A 17,834-nucleotide genomic window follows, 5' to 3' on the forward strand; every position below is an offset into this window, starting at 1 on the left:
AGGCCTGTCTCGCTATCCGCAGTCTTGCGGCAGTGGGATGGGCCTGTCTCGTTTTTGGCTCAACGGACGTCGCAGCCGACGGCTTCTGAAATGTGTTTGAATCCATCTGCTTTAAGCAACTCGTCCAAGCCGGATACAATGTCGCGAACGACCGTTGGGCCACGGTAGATGAATGCGGTGTAAATTTGCAACAGACTGGCGCCTGCGCGGATTTTTTCGTAGGCATCTGCAGCGTCAAAAATGCCGCCGCAACCGATGATAGGCAGTTGTCCGCCAGAAGCGCGCCAGACGGTTTGAATGACTTTTGTAGAGCGCGCGGTGAGCGGTTTTCCACTGAGGCCACCTGTCTCATGTTGAGCCGGACTATGCAAATTCTCTCTCGTCACCGTGGTGTTCGTGGCGATTATGCCGATTTTGAGCGACGTGGACAGCGTCTTGATGGATTCGATGATATCTATCAGTGTTTCCTCGTTGAGATCTGGGGAAAGCTTTATAAAAACTGGTGTATTGTTGTCGAGCAAAGTAGGTTCAAGTTGTTTGCAAAGGTCTTTGACAGTGCTAGCGCTTTGTAAATCGCGCAGCCCAGGCGTATTGGGCGAGCTTAAATTGACGGTGATGTAGTCGGCGACAGAAACCACGTCCAATAGGGCTTTCATATAATCTGCGCCTGCCGACTCATTTGGCGTGATCTTGTTTTTCCCAATATTGACCCCAATGATCCCCGGCCTTTGCGACAACTTGCGGATTTGCGCCGCACATGACGCGCTCCCGTGGTTGTTGAATCCCATCCGGTTGATCAAAGCCTCATCTTGTTTTAAGCGGAATAGACGCGGTTGTTCGTTGCCAGGTTGGGGCAACGGTGTGACGGTTCCGACTTCTACACTGGAGAAGCCGCATTGGAACATTCCGCGTATGGCAATGCCGTCCTTGTCCAAACCAGCGGCAAGGCCAACTGGATGGGCAAAGCTGTGTCCCAATATGGTTTGTTCGAGGGTCGCTGGCGCCTCAAAACGAGAGACAGCCAGTTTTGCCAGCAGCGGCCAGCGCCCCAAATTGTGCATGACGAGGCGATGCGCGCGTTCAGCGTCGAGTTGAAAGAGCAGTGCACGAGCCAGCGAGTACATAAAAACCTCCAACTTCGGCTTTATCAAATCTGCACGACAGTGTAGCATGTTTTTAGACGAAGTGCATCGGTTTTAAAAACTTGTCATCAGTTTTGTCACACAATGTACGCATGCTACGTCTAAATGATCGAGGCACCGGTCTCTAGAAGGGGAATCAGCATGCCGAAAGCGAGTCAAACGGGCCCAGCAGAGTCTTTAGACGGTGTTGTCCAACTAGAAGAGTGGATGAGCGCTTATGGCCAAGATGTTGTGCATCTCGCGTATTCGTATGTGCACAGTTTCCATAAGGCGGAAGACATCGCGCAAGATGTGTTTCTTCGGGCGTGGCGCAATATGGCGACATTTCAAGGGGAAAGTTCAGTCAAAACGTGGCTGTTGTCCATTACGGCCAATCGCTGTAAAGACTATCTGCGCTCATGGAGCGCCAAACATGAAATCGCGGATGACGGCACTGCATTTGAGGCCATGTCCGTGTCAGATACAGCAGCGCAAGTGGCAAATAAATTAGAGCGGGATCGATTATGGCGGGTGGTGCATCAATTGCCAGAAAAGTACCGTGAAGTTGTTGTGCTATATTATCAGAGAGATTTGAGTGGCCAGGAAGTCGCGCAGGTGTTGGGCATCAGCGAACAATCGGTTCGCACGCGACTGCATCGGGGGAGACAACTATTGAAAAACGCACTCAGCGAAGAGGGGATGAGAGAGAATGGTTGATTCTGAGGATCAGGAAATGCGCGATTTGATGAAACAACTGACAGACGTCCCCTTTCGTGATGAGTTGAGAGCACGTATATTGACAGAGGTTCGAGCAGCGCAAACGCCTGTGCCAAAAGGGCGCAAAAGGCGCTTGTGGGGGCGTTATACGGCGATGGTGAGCAGTCTGGTCGCCGCTGGTTTGTTTTGCGCTTTCATGGTGGATCAAAAACAACAGCACCAGCAAGCGCCGGTGACAACGGCCAAAAGGGTTCCGTATAATGCATCATCCACTGAGTTTGGCCTGGCGCAAGCGCCTGTTCAAATTGTGGATATGCACATTGGCACACACCCTGGCGATCCCTGGAAGGATGGCGAAGTGTTGGCGGAACTGAAGAACACTTCGAATCAACCGGTCGCATCTGCAGATATGTTCGGCGTTTTGTCGTTCTCACCGAAGTCAACGCCAAATCAAGAAAATTGGATCACCATTGTCAACGGTCCAAACCAAACCATTCAACCTGGACAAACGGTCAAATGGTGGTTCCATCCATCTGGGAGCGTGTTGCGCTCCGGCAGCGGAGATCAACTGACAGAAGTGCCTCATCTGTCGTTTTATGCTTCACATCTGGTCGCGCCCAGTCAGGCGGACACCGTCTGGAAGCGGAGCGGGTTGGCAGTCAACGAGAACGATTTGTATGTGCAGCCGTATGATTTGGGCAATGGGCAACAGTCTGTGCAGGTCAATGCCAAGTTGACGAATACCACCAAGAAGACGATAGATTTACACAATGTTCTGGCGGTCATCTGGTTTGCTTCATCGGATAAGCAGAGCTTTGTGTCGCAGAATAGTATTCGTTTCATGTACCATGTGACACCGCAGTCGGCAGATGACACCTGGCCGACCGTCGTCAAGCCCAATCAGACTGTCAAAGTGAATTTTGTCGTTTTGTCAGACATGAGTTCAGACTTTTTCAGTCGCACACCGCATGTCATCATCATTGATGACCCACAGCAAACATCGTAAAGTGATGGTTGGGGAGACTTAGGATGCGGTTGTTCTACCTTGAAAATAATATGGCACCTTGGTGTGGCGCCATCCGTGATGCCTTGATTGGACTGGCTTCTTCATGATTCTGCTGGTGCGGGATGCATCACGCATGGCGGACGGTTTAAGGAGTTTCAATCACTATGACGACGAGATTTAGCTTGGCCGAGTTGGCGGATATGCTGCATGTCTCTGTGGAGGCGGTGCGCAACGCCGTCGAGGCTCAACGCGATGAGCTTTCTGGTGAGTCGTTCATCTACAACGAGCGAACTTGGCGGATTGCCCCCAGTGATGTGCTGCCAATCAAAACATGGCTAGAAGCGCACCCTGAGGCCATTTCGCAAAGTGCTGGCGCAAAAGCGCGAAGAGTGCGCGTCAAACGAATTGCAGAGGAGCAGGCGGGTGAATAACCTGCTTGTTCCTGTTCGTTGCGTTTCGCTGCCGGCAGATCTACACTAGGAGCGGACAATGCCCAAATTGAACGGGCTGCATCGGGGGAAAGGACGGGGAACCGACGTGAAAATTGGTGTACCTAAAGAAATCAAAAACAACGAGAATCGAGTCGCCATTACACCTGCCGGCGTGCATGCGCTCAGTGAGGCAAAACACGAAGTGCTGATCGAAACAGGCGCTGGTGTGGGCAGCGGCTTTCAAGATGAGGATTTCGTCGCCGCCGGTGCAACCATTGTGGAGGACGCCGCTTCCACCTGGCGTGCTGCCGATATGGTCATGAAAGTAAAAGAGCCACTTGCCTCTGAATATGCTTATTTCAAGTCTGATCTCACCTTGTTCACGTATCTGCACTTGGCGCCAGAACCGGAATTAACCCGCGCTTTGATGGAAACTGGCGTGACGGCCATCGCTTATGAGACGGTCCAACTGTTGGATAGAAGCTTGCCGCTTTTGACGCCCATGTCTGAAGTGGCCGGACGGATGTCTATCCAAATTGGCGCGCATTTTCTGGAAAAGGCGCACGGTGGACAAGGGGTGCTTTTGGCGGGTGTCCCAGGTGTGCACCCGGCGCGCGTGGTGATTGTCGGTGGCGGCATTGTCGGCACCAATGCTGCGCGCATTGCGGTGGGCATGGGGGCAGATGTCACCATTCTGGACAGCAATCCACAGCGGTTGCGCGAATTGGACGAGCTGTTCAACGGACGGTTGAAGACGGTGATGTCGAATGCCTACAACTTGCGCGAGAACCTGCTTGGCGCCGACTTGTTGGTGGGCGCCGTGTTGGTCCCCGGCGCGCGGGCGCCTAAAATTGTCAGCGCAGAGATGGTGCAAGGGATGAATAAGGGGAGTGTCATCGTCGACGTCGCCATCGACCAAGGGGGTTCCATTGCCACGATTGACAGAATTACGACGCACAGCGACCCCGTCTACGAAAAGTACGGCGTACTTCACTACTCTGTCGCGAATATGCCTGGCGCCGTGCCGCGGACATCGACACTGGCGCTGACCAATGTGACCATTCCTTATGCGCTGCGCTTGGCGAATGTCGGTGCGGCCGCGGCGGCCAAAGCAGATGCGGCTTTGGCGAAAGGAATAAACGTCTATCAAGGCAAAGTAACTTATCAGGCGGTCGCCGAAGCGCTGCAACTGCCTTATCATGATATTGCCGGGCTGTTGTAATTGAGTTTAGGCGTCTTCATTCATTATCGAGGAGAGGTGAGGGTATGGTAACCGAAGAACTCGTGCGCAATATGTTGTCTGAAGTATTAGATCCAGAAATTCAAATTGACATCGTCAACCTCGGGATGGTTTATGATATCGCGATTGAGGATGCGGGGCGAAAAATCATCGTCACTATGACGTTGACCACGATGGGGTGCCCGCTGTATGACGAGATCAAAGAGGAAATCGTGGAACGCCTCACATCCCTGGAAGGGGTCGAGGAAGTGGACGTGGAATTGACGTTCGATCCGCCATGGGATAAGGAAATGATGAGTGAAGAGGCGAAACTGGTCTTCAAGTACCTCTTTTGATCTCTGTTTGATTCTGTCTCCAACGGGCGCAAAAATGGGCGAAGGGCACATCGGCAGGTTGCCAGTCTTTGGTGGCCTGCCGTAAATCGCTGGATAGACCGCCCTGACGGATCCCGCACCAGCAAAACCAGGAACATACAAGTCAATCGGAGCATCAGACAAGCGTTGAAGTCGAAAACTTGCATTTTTCCACAACTGTTGTTACGCTGACTGAGTAATACATGACCGAATGAGTCAACATTAAATTATCATAGATGAACTGCGAGGTTGATAGACATGGCAAAGCCAGTATTCAAAATTGAGGACTTGCATGTCAGTGTAGAAGGCAAGGAAATCCTAAAAGGTTTGAACCTACAGATAAACGGCGGCGAGATTCACGCTGTGATGGGACCAAATGGAACGGGAAAAAGCACCTTGGCTTCTGCATTGATGGGACATCCACACTACGAAGTAACCGCTGGCCGCGTTGAGCTCGACGGCGAAGATATTTTGGAAATGGCGACAGATGAACGCGCACGCGCGGGTTTGTTTTTAGCCATGCAGTATCCTTCTGAAGTTCCTGGTGTGTCGAATGCCAATTTTATGCGTCAGGCTTTGAACGCCCGCTTGGGTGAAGGCAACGAACTGCCTGTTTTGAAGTTTCACCGGACATTGCAGGAAAAAATGAAGAAGTTGAACATTGACCCTGTTTTTGCTGAACGCTATTTGAATGAAGGATTTTCCGGCGGTGAAAAAAAGCGCAACGAGATCCTGCAAATGTCGATGTTGGAACCGCGCATTGCCATTTTGGACGAAATCGACTCGGGGCTTGATATCGATGCGTTGAAAATTGTCGCGAACGGCGTAAACGAAGTGAAATCAGACAAGATTGGCTTCCTTGTCATCACGCACTACCAGCGTTTGCTGAACTACATCGTGCCAGATTACGTCCACGTCATGATGCAAGGGCGGATTGTCAAGTCTGGCGATGCCAAATTGGCTGAAGAGCTTGAGGCGAAAGGTTACGATTGGCTCAAAGCGGAGCTGGGCATCGAAGAGGAAACTGTCGAGGTTGAAGCGTAAAGGAGGGGACCTTAGGTGGCTGAAGCGAATACGGTATCGCTCCAAGTGCATTCCGTAAGTTCAACATTTCATGAGCCGACATGGCTGCAAGAAATCCGGGAGCAGGCATGGCAGCAATTTGATACGATGCCTGAACCGCGTCTGGAAAAAACCGACTTGCGCAAGCGTGGATGGGAGACGGGCACGTTTGCCGCTGCATCTGCCAAGCCAGCGGCTGAAGCAAGCGAGTATGTCACTGGCGTGTCTCATCCGATTGCGCTGTTTGCCGATGGGCATTTGGTTGAGCTGAAAGTGCCGCTGGAACTGGCACAACAAGGCGTGATTTTCACAGATATTCACAGTGCTGCGGAAAAGCATGCGGATCTGTTCAAAAAGCACTTTGCGACTGTGGTGACAAAGGCAGAGAGCAAATGGAGCGCTTTGAACCTGGCGTTGTTTGCAGGCGGCATCTTCTTGTATGTGCCGCGCGGTTTACAGTTGGAGGTGCCGTTTGAAGTTGTGCACGCCATTTCCGCTGATGCCGCTGGGAGCTATCCGAGAAGTCTCATCGTGGCAGACGAGTTGGCTGATGTGAAGGTCATTGAAACTTCGTTTGTCGCTTCAGGGCGGCAGAAAGTCACAAACAGCCACGTGATTGAAGTGGTTGCCAAGCAAGGGAGCCGCGTCTCTGTCGCAACTGCGGACGAACTGGGCAAGGGGCCGACTTACTTTTTGACACGTCGCGCTGAACTCCATAAGGATGCGCAGGTTGAATGGCTTGTCAGCGATGTCAGCGACGGTTTTGCGGTTGAGCTCGTTGAAAGTGTGCTCAAAGGCGCAGGGGCACAGTCACAAACGCGCGTTATCGGTCTTGGTTATGGCCGTGAGCACATTGATTTAACTGCCAGCATGGTGCACGAAGGCCGCAATACGGAGAGCGAAATCATCATGCACAACGTGCTGTGCGACAGGGCGAACAGCATCTATCGCAGCCGCACAGAGATTGTCAAGGGCGCTGTGGAAGCTGGCAGCGAGCAATCTGACCGGATGATTATGGTCGACGGCACAGCGAGAGCAGACGCCATTCCGATGCTGCTGATTGATGAAAACGACGTAAAGCGTTGCGGACATGCTGCAAGTGTCGGTAAAATTGATCCAAATCAAATATATTATTTGATGTCTCGGGGTATTCCCAAGGCAGAAGCCACAAAGATGATCATCTGGGGCTATTTGCACGAGTCAGTTGAAGCTTTGCCCAGTGAGTCTGTACGTCAACTTGTGACTGGGCGGATCGAAAGGGAGCTCGGGCGATGAACATCCAATCGCTGCGTGATGATTTTCCGATTTTTGACGAGCAGATAAACGGGCACCCACTGGTCTACTTGGACAGTGCTGCGACGTCGCAAAAACCGCGTCAGGTGCTTTCCGCAATTGAACAGTATTATCAGCATGAGAATTCGAATGTCCACCGTGGTGTACATACACTCGGCAATCGGGCGACGGAGTCGTATGAAGGGGCGCGCGAGAAGGTCGCCGCGTTCATTCATGCGCCATCTTCAAGCCAAGTGGTGTTCACGCGTGGTACAACTGAATCGCTGAACATGATCGCATATGGGTATGCCCGCTTGCGACTGCAGGCAGGGGATGAGATTGTCCTGTCGCCAAGCGAGCACCATAGCAACCTCATTCCATGGCAGCAGGTGGCCCGTGTCACGGGCGCGACACTCAAATATCTGCCGCTGCAAGCGGACGGCACCATTCGGGTGGAGGATTTCGCCGCTACAGTCACGGACAAGACAAAGCTGGTCGCTGTGGCGCAGGTTTCCAACGTGCTTGGCACGATTCACCCGATTCAACAGTTTGCCGAAATCGCGCATGCGCATGGCGCGATCATCGTGGTGGACGGCGCCCAGAGCGTGCCGCACATGCCTGTGGATGTGCAGGCGCTCGATTGTGATTTCCTGGCGTTCTCTGGGCACAAAATGTGCGGCCCCACAGGGGTTGGCGTATTATATGGCAAAGCGTCATTGCTCGCCGAGATGGAACCGACGTATTTTGGTGGTGAGATGATTGATATCGTTGAACTGCACCAGTCTACGTGGAAAGAGGCGCCGTGGAAGTTTGAAGGCGGTACGCCAATCATCGCGGGCGCCATCGGATTAGGCGCAGCGGTCGATTACTTGACGGCAATCGGCATGGAAGAGGTTCAACGTCACGATATGCATTTGGCGCAACTTGCGATGGCGCGGTTGTCTGATATGGAGGGAATCGACGTGTATGGCCCAGGGCCAGGCGTCGAACGTGGGGGCTTAGTCACTTTCAACCTGCGCGGTGTGCATCCGCATGATGTCGCGACCGTGTTGGACGCAGCAGGGGTTGCGGTGCGCGCTGGCCATCATTGCGCACAACCGCTGATGCGCATACTCGACGTTCCTGCGACAGCGCGTGCGAGCTTTTATTTATATAACACCGAGAACGACATCGACGCACTCGTAGGTGCCCTACAACAAGCGAAGGAGTTCTTCGGTCATGCAATTGGATGATTTGTATCGTCAGGTGATTATGGATCACTACCAGCACCCGCGCAATCAGGGAACGCTGGAACAAGAGACGGTCTCCGTCGATTTGCGCAATCCAAGCTGCGGCGACGAAATTACACTGCAGATGGTGGTTGAAAACGGGATCGTGCAAGATGTGCGTTTCAAGGGGACCGGTTGCTCGATATCGATGGCTTCCGCATCCATGATGACAGAGGCCATCAAAGGGCAGGGGATCGACGCGGCGGTGCGCCTGTCCCATCAGTTTCGCGAGATGATGACCGGCCAAGATGTCGATCTCGACGCACTTGGGGAACTTGAGGCGCTGCAGGGGGTTTCCAAATTTCCTGCTCGCATCAAATGCGCGACGTTGGCGTGGCAAGCGCTTGAGCGTGCGGCCAGCAGCGCAGAATAATTTTGGCGGATGACGCGTCGCAAAGGCGCCGACTTTATTTTCACAATAGGGAGGTTGTTTCAAGATGGCAAAAGCGTTGCCTGAAATGGAAGAATACCAGTATGGCTTTCGCGACAAGGACGTCTCTGTTGTCAAATTTGAAAAAGGCTTAACTCGCAAAACGGTCGAAGAGATCTCGATGATGAAAAACGAACCGGGGTGGATGACCGATTTTCGCCTGCGTTCGCTCGATATTTTCTTTGAAAAAGGCATGCCCAACTGGGGCGGCGATTTGAGTGAACTCAATTTTGACGACATCACATATTATGTAAAACCGTCTGAGCGGCAGGGAAAAACGTGGGAAGAAGTGCCGGAAGAAATCAAGAACACGTTTGACAAACTCGGCATTCCTGAAGCGGAGCAGAAGTTCTTGGCTGGTGTGTCAGCGCAGTACGAGTCAGAAGTGGTCTACCACTCGATGCGCGAGGATCTGCAGAAAATGGGCGTCATTTTCTCTGATACCGACACGGCTTTGAGAGAGCACCCTGAGATTTTTAAACAGTACTTTGGCACGGTCATTCCACCGGAGGACAACAAATTTGCCGCGTTGAACAGCGCTGTGTGGAGTGGCGGCAGCTTTATCTACGTGCCGAAGGGCGTTCGTTGTGAAGTGCCTTTGCAGGCCTACTTCCGTATCAATTCCGAGAATATGGGGCAGTTTGAGCGGACGCTCATCATTGCGGACGACGACAGCTTTGTCCACTACGTGGAAGGATGTACGGCGCCAGTGTACAGCACCAATTCGCTGCACAGCGCGGTTGTTGAAATCATTGTCAAGGATCGCGCGCGCTGTCGCTACACAACCATCCAAAACTGGGCGCCGAATATCTACAACCTGGTGACCAAGCGGGCAATTGCCGAAAAGGACGCCACGATGGAATGGGTTGATGGCAACATCGGCTCCAAGCTGACGATGAAATATCCGTCGGTGTACATGCAGGGAGAGGGCGCCAAGGCGATGGTGCTGTCCATCGCAGTAGGCGGTCGAGGACAACATCAGGACGCAGGCGCGAAGGTCGTTCACAATGCGCCGAACACGACTTCTACCATCGTTTCGAAGTCCATCAGCAAGCATGGCGGCAAGACGACTTATCGCGGATTGGCCAGTTTTGCGCCAAACGCGCGCAATTCGAAGGCGAACATCAAGTGCGACACGCTGATTCTCGATGACGATTCGACGTCGGACACCATTCCGTACAACGAGATCATGAATGATGACGTGACATTGGAGCACGAAGCATCGGTTTCCAAGGTCAGTGAGGATCAACTGTTTTACCTGATGAGCCGCGGCATTTCGGAAGAGGAAGCGACACGCATGATTGTCATGGGCTTCATTGAGCCGTTTACGCGTGAATTGCCAATGGAATATGCGGTGGAAATGAACCGGTTGATCAAATTCGAGATGGAAGGTTCCATCGGTTAAGAAAGATGTGTGCGCCCAGCTCGTCTGGGCGCGCTGTTGTTGATTGAGGTGACCATGATGGCTTGGATCAAGGTAGCGCAAGTGGACGACATCGCAATTGGCGAGATGATGCAAATCCCGTTGGACGAGGATGACTTGGCGCTGTATCGCCTTGAAGATGGTTTTTACGCCACGTCGGATATTTGCACACATGCTGCCCAATCGTTAAGTTCGGGCACGCTTCAGGAGCATGTCGTGGCTTGTCCCAAACATGGCGGTAAATTTGATGTTCGCACTGGGCAAGCTGTTGCATTTCCTTGTGTGATGCCGGTTCAGACGTACGACGTCGAGATTCGCGATGGCGCAGTTTGGCTTGATTACGAGGAATGAATATGTCTCGCCCTACCTGAAGCTGAAATGAGACAAGGGCTGTAAAGAAGGAGGCGTTTGGCTTGAAAGTGTCCCGTAAAACCGAATACGGCTTGCGTGCGATGGTCGCTTTGGCGCAAATGGCTGGTGTAGAGCGGCCGGTGCCACTTCGCGAGGTTTCTGAAAATGAGGCCATTCCTGAGCAGTTCTTAGATCAGATTATGGTGAAGCTTCGGCGAGCAGGGTTAGTGACAAGTGTGCGTGGCGCTGGTGGCGGCTACCGTTTGAGCCGCAGGGCAGAAGAGATTTCCATTGGTTCTATTGTCCGCGTGTTGGAAGGTTCTTTATCCCCTATCAACTGTATCACGGAGGGTGAAGGGGATTCTCCGGAAAACATCTGCGATTTGTATCAGGGGTGTCATACGCGCAGTGTTTGGTTGCGTGTGACCATCGCTTTGACCGAAGCGCTTGACAAGTTGACATTGGCGGAAGTCATGCATGATGAAGTGCCTTTGCGCGTATAACGGCAGGCTTGCACCACATCATTATTCAAGATAAAAACATCTTGAGGCGGATTCGTACAAGTGCTTCAAGATGTTTTTTGTGGATGTATTGCTTTTGAAATTTGGCGTAGTACCCAGTGCTGCTTATAAAGATGGCGTCCTAGAATCCCAAATCGAGTTTGGGCAGGGATTGTATTTCCTCCACGGCGTTGTCTCGCGTGTTGCACGCTTCAACATACTGCAGGTAAATTTGCTTGATATCATCGTGTTTATTTAAGATGATGGGATCCAATCGCAATTGGTGTTCTTCCTGATCATAGGAAATATGCAAACTGGGATTATAACCGTTATCGCGGACGCGATTGAGCAATTGGGTCAGAAATTCATTGACCAGAAAGTGTGCGTTGCTCCAGGCCTCAGAGCGATAAGTGTCCATATGTGGATTCATCTCCTTCGTCGGTGGTCGCACAAGTTTTAGAAAGATTGAAGCTGCATCTACTGTAATAGTATAATGGGTTGTGTGCTATATTGCCAGTTTGCACATATTCAAAGGAGGGTTTCTTATGCCGTTAGTTGGTCGTCCAGCACCAGACTTTGACATGGTGTCCACGAAGAATATGGAAACATTGAGCGAGCGTGTTCGTCTTGCGGACTACAAGGGAAAATGGCTTGTTCTTTTCTTCTATCCGCTCGATTTTACGTTCGTTTGCCCGACCGAAATCATCGCAATGAATGACCGTCTGCAAGAATTCAAGGATCTCGACGCAGAAGTGTTGGGTGTGAGCACCGACAGTGTACATAGCCATAAGGCTTGGATTAACACACCGAAAGACCAGAATGGTCTTGGCGGCCTCGATTACCCACTCGCTTCTGATTTCACCAAGACCGTCGCACGCAACTACGATGTCTTGATTGAAGAAGAAGGCACGGCTTTGCGCGGACTGTTCATCATTGATCCTGAAGGTACGCTGTCTTACCAAGTTGTGCATGACTTGAACATTGGCCGCAGTGTCGATGAAACCCTGCGTGTGCTGGAAGCATTGCAATCTGGCGGATTGTGCCCAGCCAACTGGAAGCCTGGTCAAGCTACACTGTAAGTCGAGTTGGGGAAGTCGATTGGACGAGGTGATGAACAATGCCTATGCGCTTGGGCACGTCGATGCCGAGCCTAGAGGGTGCAACACAGTGGTTTAATGGCGAACCCAAACTTGCTGAAGGCAAGGTCACATTTGTCCATTTTTGGGCGGTGTCTTGCCATATCTGTCACGAGACGATGCCTGAAGTGGTTCGCCTTCGTGACGAATACGGCGCACATGGTCTTCAGACGGTGGCGATTCACATGCCGCGCATGGAAGAGGACACAAATGTGGCACGTGTTGAGCAGGACATTGAAAAATACGGCATCACACAGCCATGTGCGGTTGACAACCAACATGCGATTGCTGGGCGCTTTGAGAACGAGTTCGCCCCTGCATTCTTTATCTTTGGCACAGATGGCGCGTTAAAGTTCCGCGCAGCTGGCGATAAAGGTTTTCAAAAAGTGGAACCCAAGTTGCGGGAAGCGCTCGGACTTGCATGACGCTAAGTTAGAACTTGCTCTTTGCAAGATGAGGGGCGCCCAAGCGGGCGTCCTTTAGCTTTCTTTCCACGATTGACACGTGTCATTGGCAGGATTACACTAATCTCCAAATTCATCGTTGTGCCCAAACCACTGAAATACACCACACATCTTTGCAATACATCCGTCTATGCACGTAAAATAAATCGATACTTTGATTGACTTTGGCCACATAGATTTCAAAACATGAGCAAGCGCTTCCGAGGAGTGCGAAGGAGGGGGCAGGGTCATGAATATTCTGGTGCTCTTAAAACAGACGTTTGACACGGAAGAGCGAATTGCGATTGTCGATGGGCGTGTAAAAGAAGATGGCGTTCGTTTTGTCGTCAATCCGTATGATGAATATGCGATAGAGGAGGCCGTTCGCCTCAAAGAGGCCTATGGCGCGACTGTGACCGTGGCGAGTGTAGGGCCCGAACGAACGCAGGAAGCTTTGCGCACGGCGTTGGCGATGGGCGCCGACGAGGCCATTTTAGCTTCCGATCCGGCGCTGTTTGGCGATTCCTACACCACCGCACATGTACTTGCGGCCATCGCCAAGCAGGGTGAATACGACCTGATTCTGGCGGGGAACCAAGCTGTCGATGACGGCGCCAGCCAAGTTGCTGTCCGCTTGGCGGAACTGTTGGGCTACGCACACATTTCTACACTGACGAAATTGGAAGTGAACGGGAACCAGGTTGTCGGGCGGCGGGACGCAGAAGGGGACGAAGAGGTCGTTGTGGGACAATTGCCGATGGTCATCACTGCGCAGCAAGGCTTGAATGACCCGCGTTACCCGTCTTTGATTGGGATACGCAAAGCGGGGAAAAAACCGCTGCGAACCGTGTCGCTGGCCGACTTGGCACTTTGTGAGGACGACATTGCGGCAAAAACAGAAGTGCTGGACACGTTCTTGCCCCCTGCGAAAGCGGCTGGAAAAATCCTGCAAGGAGATTTGACAGCGCAAGTGATAGAACTTGTTGGCGCGCTTTGCACAGTTGATAAAGTCGTGGGCTGAGTGTCGGCGAAGATACCCTGACAACACGAGGAGGAACCAGCGTGGGAAAAACCATTTTGGTTGTCGCGGATGTGCGCCACCAGGCATTGCGGCAAGTCACATATGAACTATTGGGCGCAGCCAACCAGTTGGCGAATGGGGGCGCGGTCCATGTGGTGGTGCTGGGGCATCAGGTGGAAGTGCCGGAACTGGGGGCGCACGGCGCCGATGTCGTATGGCAGGTTGATGACGAAGCACTTGCCCATTATACGCCGGCTTCGTATCGGAAAGCGTTCCTTCATATCTATCAGTCCGTATCGCCGCAAGTTGTTCTGTTTGCACATTCTGCCATCGGTAAAGATTTGGCTCCAATGGTCGCCATGCGCCTCGGCTTGGGGCAGATTTCGGACGTCATTCATCTGGATGCAAGTGGTGAGAAACCGACATTTACGCGGCCAATATACGCTGGCAAGGCATTGACGAAAGTGGCCCCTAAATCCGAACCATACGTGCTGACCCTACGTCCAAACAATCTACCTCCGTACACGGGCGAACAAAAGACCGCCCAGGTGCAAAACGTCGACATCACATTTGAAACGCCCGATTTGATCACGATGGTGCAAGAGGTCATCCACAAGGCAACTGGCGGCGTAGATCTCACTGAGGCCAAAATCATCGTCTCCGGCGGTCGAGGTGTGAAGTCTGCGGAAGGCTTTCAACCGCTGCAAGAACTTGCAGATGTGCTCGGCGCTGCTGTTGGCGCATCGCGCGGCGCCTGTGATGCAGGCTATTGTGACTATGCGTTACAAATTGGTCAGACCGGAAAAGTGGTTACGCCAGATCTCTATATTGCATGTGGCATTTCTGGTGCAATTCAGCATTTGGCGGGGATGTCGAATTCAAAAGTGATTGTGGCCATCAACAAGGATCCAGAAGCGCCAATATTCCAAATTGCGGACTATGGCATTGTCGGTGACCTGTTTGAAGTGGTCCCTTTGCTGACGAAAGCGTTCAAACAGGCGCTGACATCCTGAACGGATGGGATGGACCGTCATACGTGCTGCCTTCCGCATCAGAGGCATCATGAAAATGCCACTCCATCAAGGTATCGCGAATGGCGCGACCAAGGTGTCGTAACATTTCTAGGGTAGAGGGAAGTTTTCTAAACGAGGCTGGGTTGTTCCCCAGCCTCACGGTTGTTTCAAACAAACCGTTATTTGAATCAGGCGCTATGTGGCATAAATGTCTCAACAGCAACAACAACGAGTGCGATAAAGAATAAGACCCAGAAAAACTTGCGCATGTACCTATTGCCTCCTCAAGAACGCAATCACACTATCAGCGTCTTGCCAAACGATTATGTAACACTCCTGTCATTTTAGCAAAATTGAGTGCGTCCTGCATCTTTGTTTCCATTTGCGGATTCATCGCTTTCTCCGATAGGCATGCATCATATGATATACTTTGGCGCAAGCAGACATGATTTATGCCGGAATGGAGCTTGATAATGCGTACGTTTGACCAATTGGACTGGGTTCATCGCTGGGATGACTTCGAGATGATGATGTACGTCCAGATGGACGGAACTGAACATGACGGGATATACATGCAGGTGTTGCGGCAGAACACCTTGAACGGGGTAGAAGAATGGGAAATTCTCTACGACAGGAGACTGTCCAACATCATCAATGACATCGTCGCCACACCTGATGATCCAGCGTATGAGGATGTCATTTTGCGCAAGTATTTGAACGACCACCCGGATTTGGTTATGGAAGAAAAGCAGTATCTCGCTGCCTGGCTAGATGCGCAAGCCAAATCAGAAGAGGAGCGGCAAAGCGATGAGTAAACGACATAAAAACAAGCGGCAAAAATCTGTTGAAGAACGACCGGACAAGCCGGATTACGCAATGGACATCATCCGGGATGCGCCGAAAAAAAAGGCACCGGAGAAACCCAAGGAAGAAACTTTTCATTTAGGCGATGCCATCGGTGGACAAGCTGCGGCAAAATTGACGCAGTTAAAAGCGCAGTTGGCGGAAGTAGAAGAAAAGAAGCCGGAGAAGATACAGCCAAAAACCAAGCAAAAGGCGGGCCGCACAACAGAGGAACGGCTCGCCGACAACCCAGATTTGTCATTTGCCGAGTTATTTGACCCACAGGAAGACGACGAAGGTTCATTTGACGAACTACTCAAATCGTCCAAACTGGACTGGCGCTACTTCAAGGACGAGTGACATCTAATCTGGCTTGGTTCATACATTTGCGTGCCATCGGCGATGCCTCGATTGGTTGGCTCATTTCACGAGCTATCGATGCGAGAAGCATCGCGCATGGTGGCCTCGGGCGAATGTGAAAAGGGCCTTCAGTCATTCGATTTGATGGATTTTCACATTTCCCCTGGGCATTCAATCTGCTGATTCAAATTCACGGGTTGTGGGCTTCGCGCCTGTTCCATGTAGGGCGTTTGACTGTGGCGGCGCCACGCTGTCAACCACCTGTGAGAGGCGCTCGACATCCAATGCCTTGTTCAGCGTCTGTTCGTCTACGCCGATTGCTTGACCTGCTTCACGCAAGGAGATGTCGTGTGCTAAGGCGTGTTTCACCAGTTTTGCCGCCTCTTCGTAGCCGACTTCCACGTTGAGCGCCGTTGCCAGTGACAATGTGTTTTCTGCATACCAACGGCAGCGCGCTTCATCTGCCGCAATACCGTAGATGCACTTTTCAGTCAGCGCGGTGACGCTGGTCGTCAAAATGTGAATTTCGTGGAGGAAATTTGCCGCCATCACCGGCATCATGACATTGAGCTCCAATTGTCCAGCAGCGCCTGCTTGGGCGACGGTTGTATCACAACCGGCCACTTGGTAGGCGACCATGTTCATCATTTCCGCCATGACGGGGTTGACCTTGCCCGGCATAATGGAGGAACCCGGTTGAACCGCAGGCAGTTCCAGTTCACCAAAGCCTGTTCTCGGTCCGGATGCGAGCAACCGCAAATCATTTGCAATACGCCCCAACGCCTGTGCAATATTGCGCAACACACCGCTGACCAACACCACTTCATCCGGGTTTTGATTGAATGTGAATGGATTGGTGGGCAGATGGAACGCAAGTTTCGTGGCTTCTGCGATGTATTTCACAGCGATGTCGGCAAAACCAGGCGGTGTATTGATTCCCGTGCCAACCGCATTTCCGCCGAGCCCAATCGCCAGCAGCGCGGCCGCATTTTGTTCGAGCCAAACGCGATGGCGCCGAATATTTTCTGCGTATGCCGCAAATTCATGTCCAAGGCGCATCGGAACCGCGTCTTGCAAGTGTGTGCGGCCAGCCTTGACAATCGCCGCGAACGCGGTCGCTTTCTCTTCGAGGGCGCTTTGCAACCCAGCCAGCGCCGGATCCAACTCGTTGGCGAGCAGGTTCATGCCTGCGATATTCATGGCGACATGAATGGTATCGTTGGTGGATTGTGACTTGTTGACATCGTCGTTGGGGTGAACCGCCTGTGAATCTCCGCGCTGCTTGCCCAGCAGTTCCGCCGCCCGACTGGCAATCACTTCGTTGACGTTCATATTCTGCGATGTGCCAGCGCCAGCTTGGTAGACGTCAACTTTGAACCAGTTTGCGTGTTTGCCTGCCATCACTTCTTCGGCGGCCTGACAAATGGCCTCTGCTTTGGTTTTCTCCAATACGCCCAAGTCGGCATGTGCCTTGCTTGCGGCCCATTTGATCAAAGCTTGCGCATGAACAAAGGCATGCGGGAGATGGATGCCGCTGATTGGAAAATTCTCGATGGCCCGGGCAGTTTGGGCGCCATAATAAGCTTCCTCGGGAATTTGTATATCCCCTAGCGAGTCATGTACTGTACGTGTGTTCAAGTGCGACATGTAAAAGCCTCCCTTGATGCGCTGACTTGATATGATTTCCTTCTATCTTATCTCGCCATGACGACTGGAGCAATCTGGATGATGTGCTTGTCTGTCTTCTGTCCCTCATGTACAGTGTGACTAGGGGACAAGTGAAAAAGTCCTCTATAATCATTAAAATCGAATATATTTGGTGTTTGAGTCTTTTGCCAAACACC

General features: G+C 52.0%; 21 protein-coding genes. 18 read left to right on the top strand and 3 right to left on the bottom strand.

Going from position 1 to position 17,834, the window contains the following annotated elements:
* Positions 1 to 59: 59 nt before the first annotated feature.
* Positions 60 to 1,124 (bottom strand): quinone-dependent dihydroorotate dehydrogenase, encoded by a 1,065-nt coding sequence (locus ACFSB2_RS01555; protein WP_377940794.1) that lies wholly within the window; start codon positions 1,122 to 1,124, stop codon positions 60 to 62.
* A gap of 159 nt (positions 1,125 to 1,283) precedes the next feature.
* On the opposite strand from ACFSB2_RS01555, the gene ACFSB2_RS01560 reads away from it, so the two are divergent.
* The 12 genes from ACFSB2_RS01560 (at position 1,284) to ACFSB2_RS01615 (ending at position 11,177) form a co-directional block, all read left to right on the top strand.
* The gene (locus ACFSB2_RS01560) at positions 1,284 to 1,838 is read left to right on the top strand and encodes a sigma-70 family RNA polymerase sigma factor (RefSeq protein ID WP_377940795.1); all 555 of its coding nucleotides are present in this window, start codon (positions 1,284 to 1,286) and stop codon (positions 1,836 to 1,838) included.
* Positions 1,831 to 2,844: a hypothetical protein gene (locus tag ACFSB2_RS01565; protein ID WP_377940797.1), complete on the top strand. Its 1,014-nt coding sequence runs from the start codon at positions 1,831 to 1,833 to the stop codon at positions 2,842 to 2,844. The genes ACFSB2_RS01560 and ACFSB2_RS01565 overlap by 8 nt, the downstream gene beginning before the upstream one ends.
* A gap of 164 nt (positions 2,845 to 3,008) precedes the next feature.
* The gene (locus ACFSB2_RS01570) at positions 3,009 to 3,275 is read left to right on the top strand and encodes a hypothetical protein (RefSeq protein WP_377940799.1); all 267 of its coding nucleotides are present in this window, start codon (positions 3,009 to 3,011) and stop codon (positions 3,273 to 3,275) included.
* A gap of 106 nt (positions 3,276 to 3,381) precedes the next feature.
* Positions 3,382 to 4,497 (top strand): alanine dehydrogenase, encoded by a 1,116-nt coding sequence (ald, locus tag ACFSB2_RS01575; RefSeq protein WP_377940861.1) that lies wholly within the window; start codon positions 3,382 to 3,384, stop codon positions 4,495 to 4,497.
* Positions 4,498 to 4,541: 44 nt separating this feature from the next.
* Entirely contained in the window at positions 4,542 to 4,850 is a 309-nt protein-coding gene (locus ACFSB2_RS01580) for a metal-sulfur cluster assembly factor (RefSeq protein WP_377940800.1), read from the top strand.
* A gap of 276 nt (positions 4,851 to 5,126) precedes the next feature.
* The gene (sufC, locus tag ACFSB2_RS01585; RefSeq protein ID WP_377940801.1) at positions 5,127 to 5,912 is read left to right on the top strand and encodes a Fe-S cluster assembly ATPase SufC; all 786 of its coding nucleotides are present in this window, start codon (positions 5,127 to 5,129) and stop codon (positions 5,910 to 5,912) included.
* 15 nt (positions 5,913 to 5,927) lie between these two features.
* On the top strand, positions 5,928 to 7,205 hold the full coding sequence (locus ACFSB2_RS01590; RefSeq protein WP_377940803.1) for a SufB/SufD family protein: 1,278 nt from the start codon (positions 5,928 to 5,930) through the stop codon (positions 7,203 to 7,205).
* Positions 7,202 to 8,434, top strand: coding sequence for a cysteine desulfurase (locus ACFSB2_RS01595; protein ID WP_377940805.1), 1,233 nt, complete (start codon positions 7,202 to 7,204; stop codon positions 8,432 to 8,434). The genes ACFSB2_RS01590 and ACFSB2_RS01595 overlap by 4 nt, the downstream gene beginning before the upstream one ends.
* On the top strand, positions 8,421 to 8,843 hold the full coding sequence (gene sufU / locus ACFSB2_RS01600; protein WP_377940806.1) for a Fe-S cluster assembly sulfur transfer protein SufU: 423 nt from the start codon (positions 8,421 to 8,423) through the stop codon (positions 8,841 to 8,843). The genes ACFSB2_RS01595 and sufU overlap by 14 nt, the downstream gene beginning before the upstream one ends.
* A gap of 64 nt (positions 8,844 to 8,907) precedes the next feature.
* A complete protein-coding gene (gene sufB / locus ACFSB2_RS01605) occupies positions 8,908 to 10,305 on the top strand; it encodes a Fe-S cluster assembly protein SufB (RefSeq protein ID WP_377940807.1) in 1,398 nt (465 codons plus the stop codon).
* Positions 10,306 to 10,362: 57 nt separating this feature from the next.
* On the top strand, positions 10,363 to 10,674 hold the full coding sequence (locus ACFSB2_RS01610; protein WP_377940808.1) for a non-heme iron oxygenase ferredoxin subunit: 312 nt from the start codon (positions 10,363 to 10,365) through the stop codon (positions 10,672 to 10,674).
* A gap of 68 nt (positions 10,675 to 10,742) precedes the next feature.
* Positions 10,743 to 11,177: an RrF2 family transcriptional regulator gene (locus ACFSB2_RS01615; RefSeq protein WP_377940862.1), complete on the top strand. Its 435-nt coding sequence runs from the start codon at positions 10,743 to 10,745 to the stop codon at positions 11,175 to 11,177.
* A 139-nt stretch (positions 11,178 to 11,316) separates the two neighbouring features.
* Here ACFSB2_RS01615 and ACFSB2_RS01620 read toward each other — a convergent pair whose 3' ends face one another.
* Complete coding sequence (locus ACFSB2_RS01620; RefSeq protein WP_377940809.1) at positions 11,317 to 11,592, bottom strand: hypothetical protein; 276 nt, start codon at positions 11,590 to 11,592, stop codon at positions 11,317 to 11,319.
* 127 nt (positions 11,593 to 11,719) lie between these two features.
* On the opposite strand from ACFSB2_RS01620, the gene ACFSB2_RS01625 reads away from it, so the two are divergent.
* From ACFSB2_RS01625 to ACFSB2_RS01650, 6 genes are all read left to right on the top strand, one after another.
* Entirely contained in the window at positions 11,720 to 12,253 is a 534-nt protein-coding gene (locus ACFSB2_RS01625; protein WP_377940810.1) for a peroxiredoxin, read from the top strand.
* A gap of 38 nt (positions 12,254 to 12,291) precedes the next feature.
* Positions 12,292 to 12,735, top strand: coding sequence for a redoxin domain-containing protein (locus tag ACFSB2_RS01630; protein WP_377940811.1), 444 nt, complete (start codon positions 12,292 to 12,294; stop codon positions 12,733 to 12,735).
* Between the two features lie 268 nt (positions 12,736 to 13,003).
* Positions 13,004 to 13,774 (top strand): electron transfer flavoprotein subunit beta/FixA family protein, encoded by a 771-nt coding sequence (locus ACFSB2_RS01635; protein ID WP_377940812.1) that lies wholly within the window; start codon positions 13,004 to 13,006, stop codon positions 13,772 to 13,774.
* A 41-nt stretch (positions 13,775 to 13,815) separates the two neighbouring features.
* The gene (locus tag ACFSB2_RS01640; RefSeq protein ID WP_377940813.1) at positions 13,816 to 14,787 is read left to right on the top strand and encodes an electron transfer flavoprotein subunit alpha/FixB family protein; all 972 of its coding nucleotides are present in this window, start codon (positions 13,816 to 13,818) and stop codon (positions 14,785 to 14,787) included.
* 473 nt (positions 14,788 to 15,260) lie between these two features.
* Positions 15,261 to 15,602, top strand: a complete 342-nt coding sequence (locus ACFSB2_RS01645) for a hypothetical protein (RefSeq protein ID WP_377940814.1) — start codon at positions 15,261 to 15,263, stop codon at positions 15,600 to 15,602.
* Positions 15,595 to 15,990 carry a hypothetical protein gene (locus ACFSB2_RS01650; protein WP_377940815.1) on the top strand — a complete coding sequence of 132 codons (396 nt, stop codon included), beginning with the start codon at positions 15,595 to 15,597 and terminating at the stop codon, positions 15,988 to 15,990. The genes ACFSB2_RS01645 and ACFSB2_RS01650 overlap by 8 nt, the downstream gene beginning before the upstream one ends.
* Positions 15,991 to 16,161: 171 nt before the next feature.
* On the opposite strand, the gene ACFSB2_RS01655 is transcribed toward ACFSB2_RS01650, so the two are convergent.
* Positions 16,162 to 17,637 carry a class II fumarate hydratase gene (locus ACFSB2_RS01655; protein WP_377940816.1) on the bottom strand — a complete coding sequence of 492 codons (1,476 nt, stop codon included), beginning with the start codon at positions 17,635 to 17,637 and terminating at the stop codon, positions 16,162 to 16,164.
* Positions 17,638 to 17,834 lie beyond the last annotated feature (197 nt).

It is taken from the genome of Alicyclobacillus fodiniaquatilis (assembly GCF_042678105.1).
GTDB lineage: Bacteria > Bacillota > Bacilli > Alicyclobacillales > Alicyclobacillaceae > Alicyclobacillus > Alicyclobacillus fodiniaquatilis.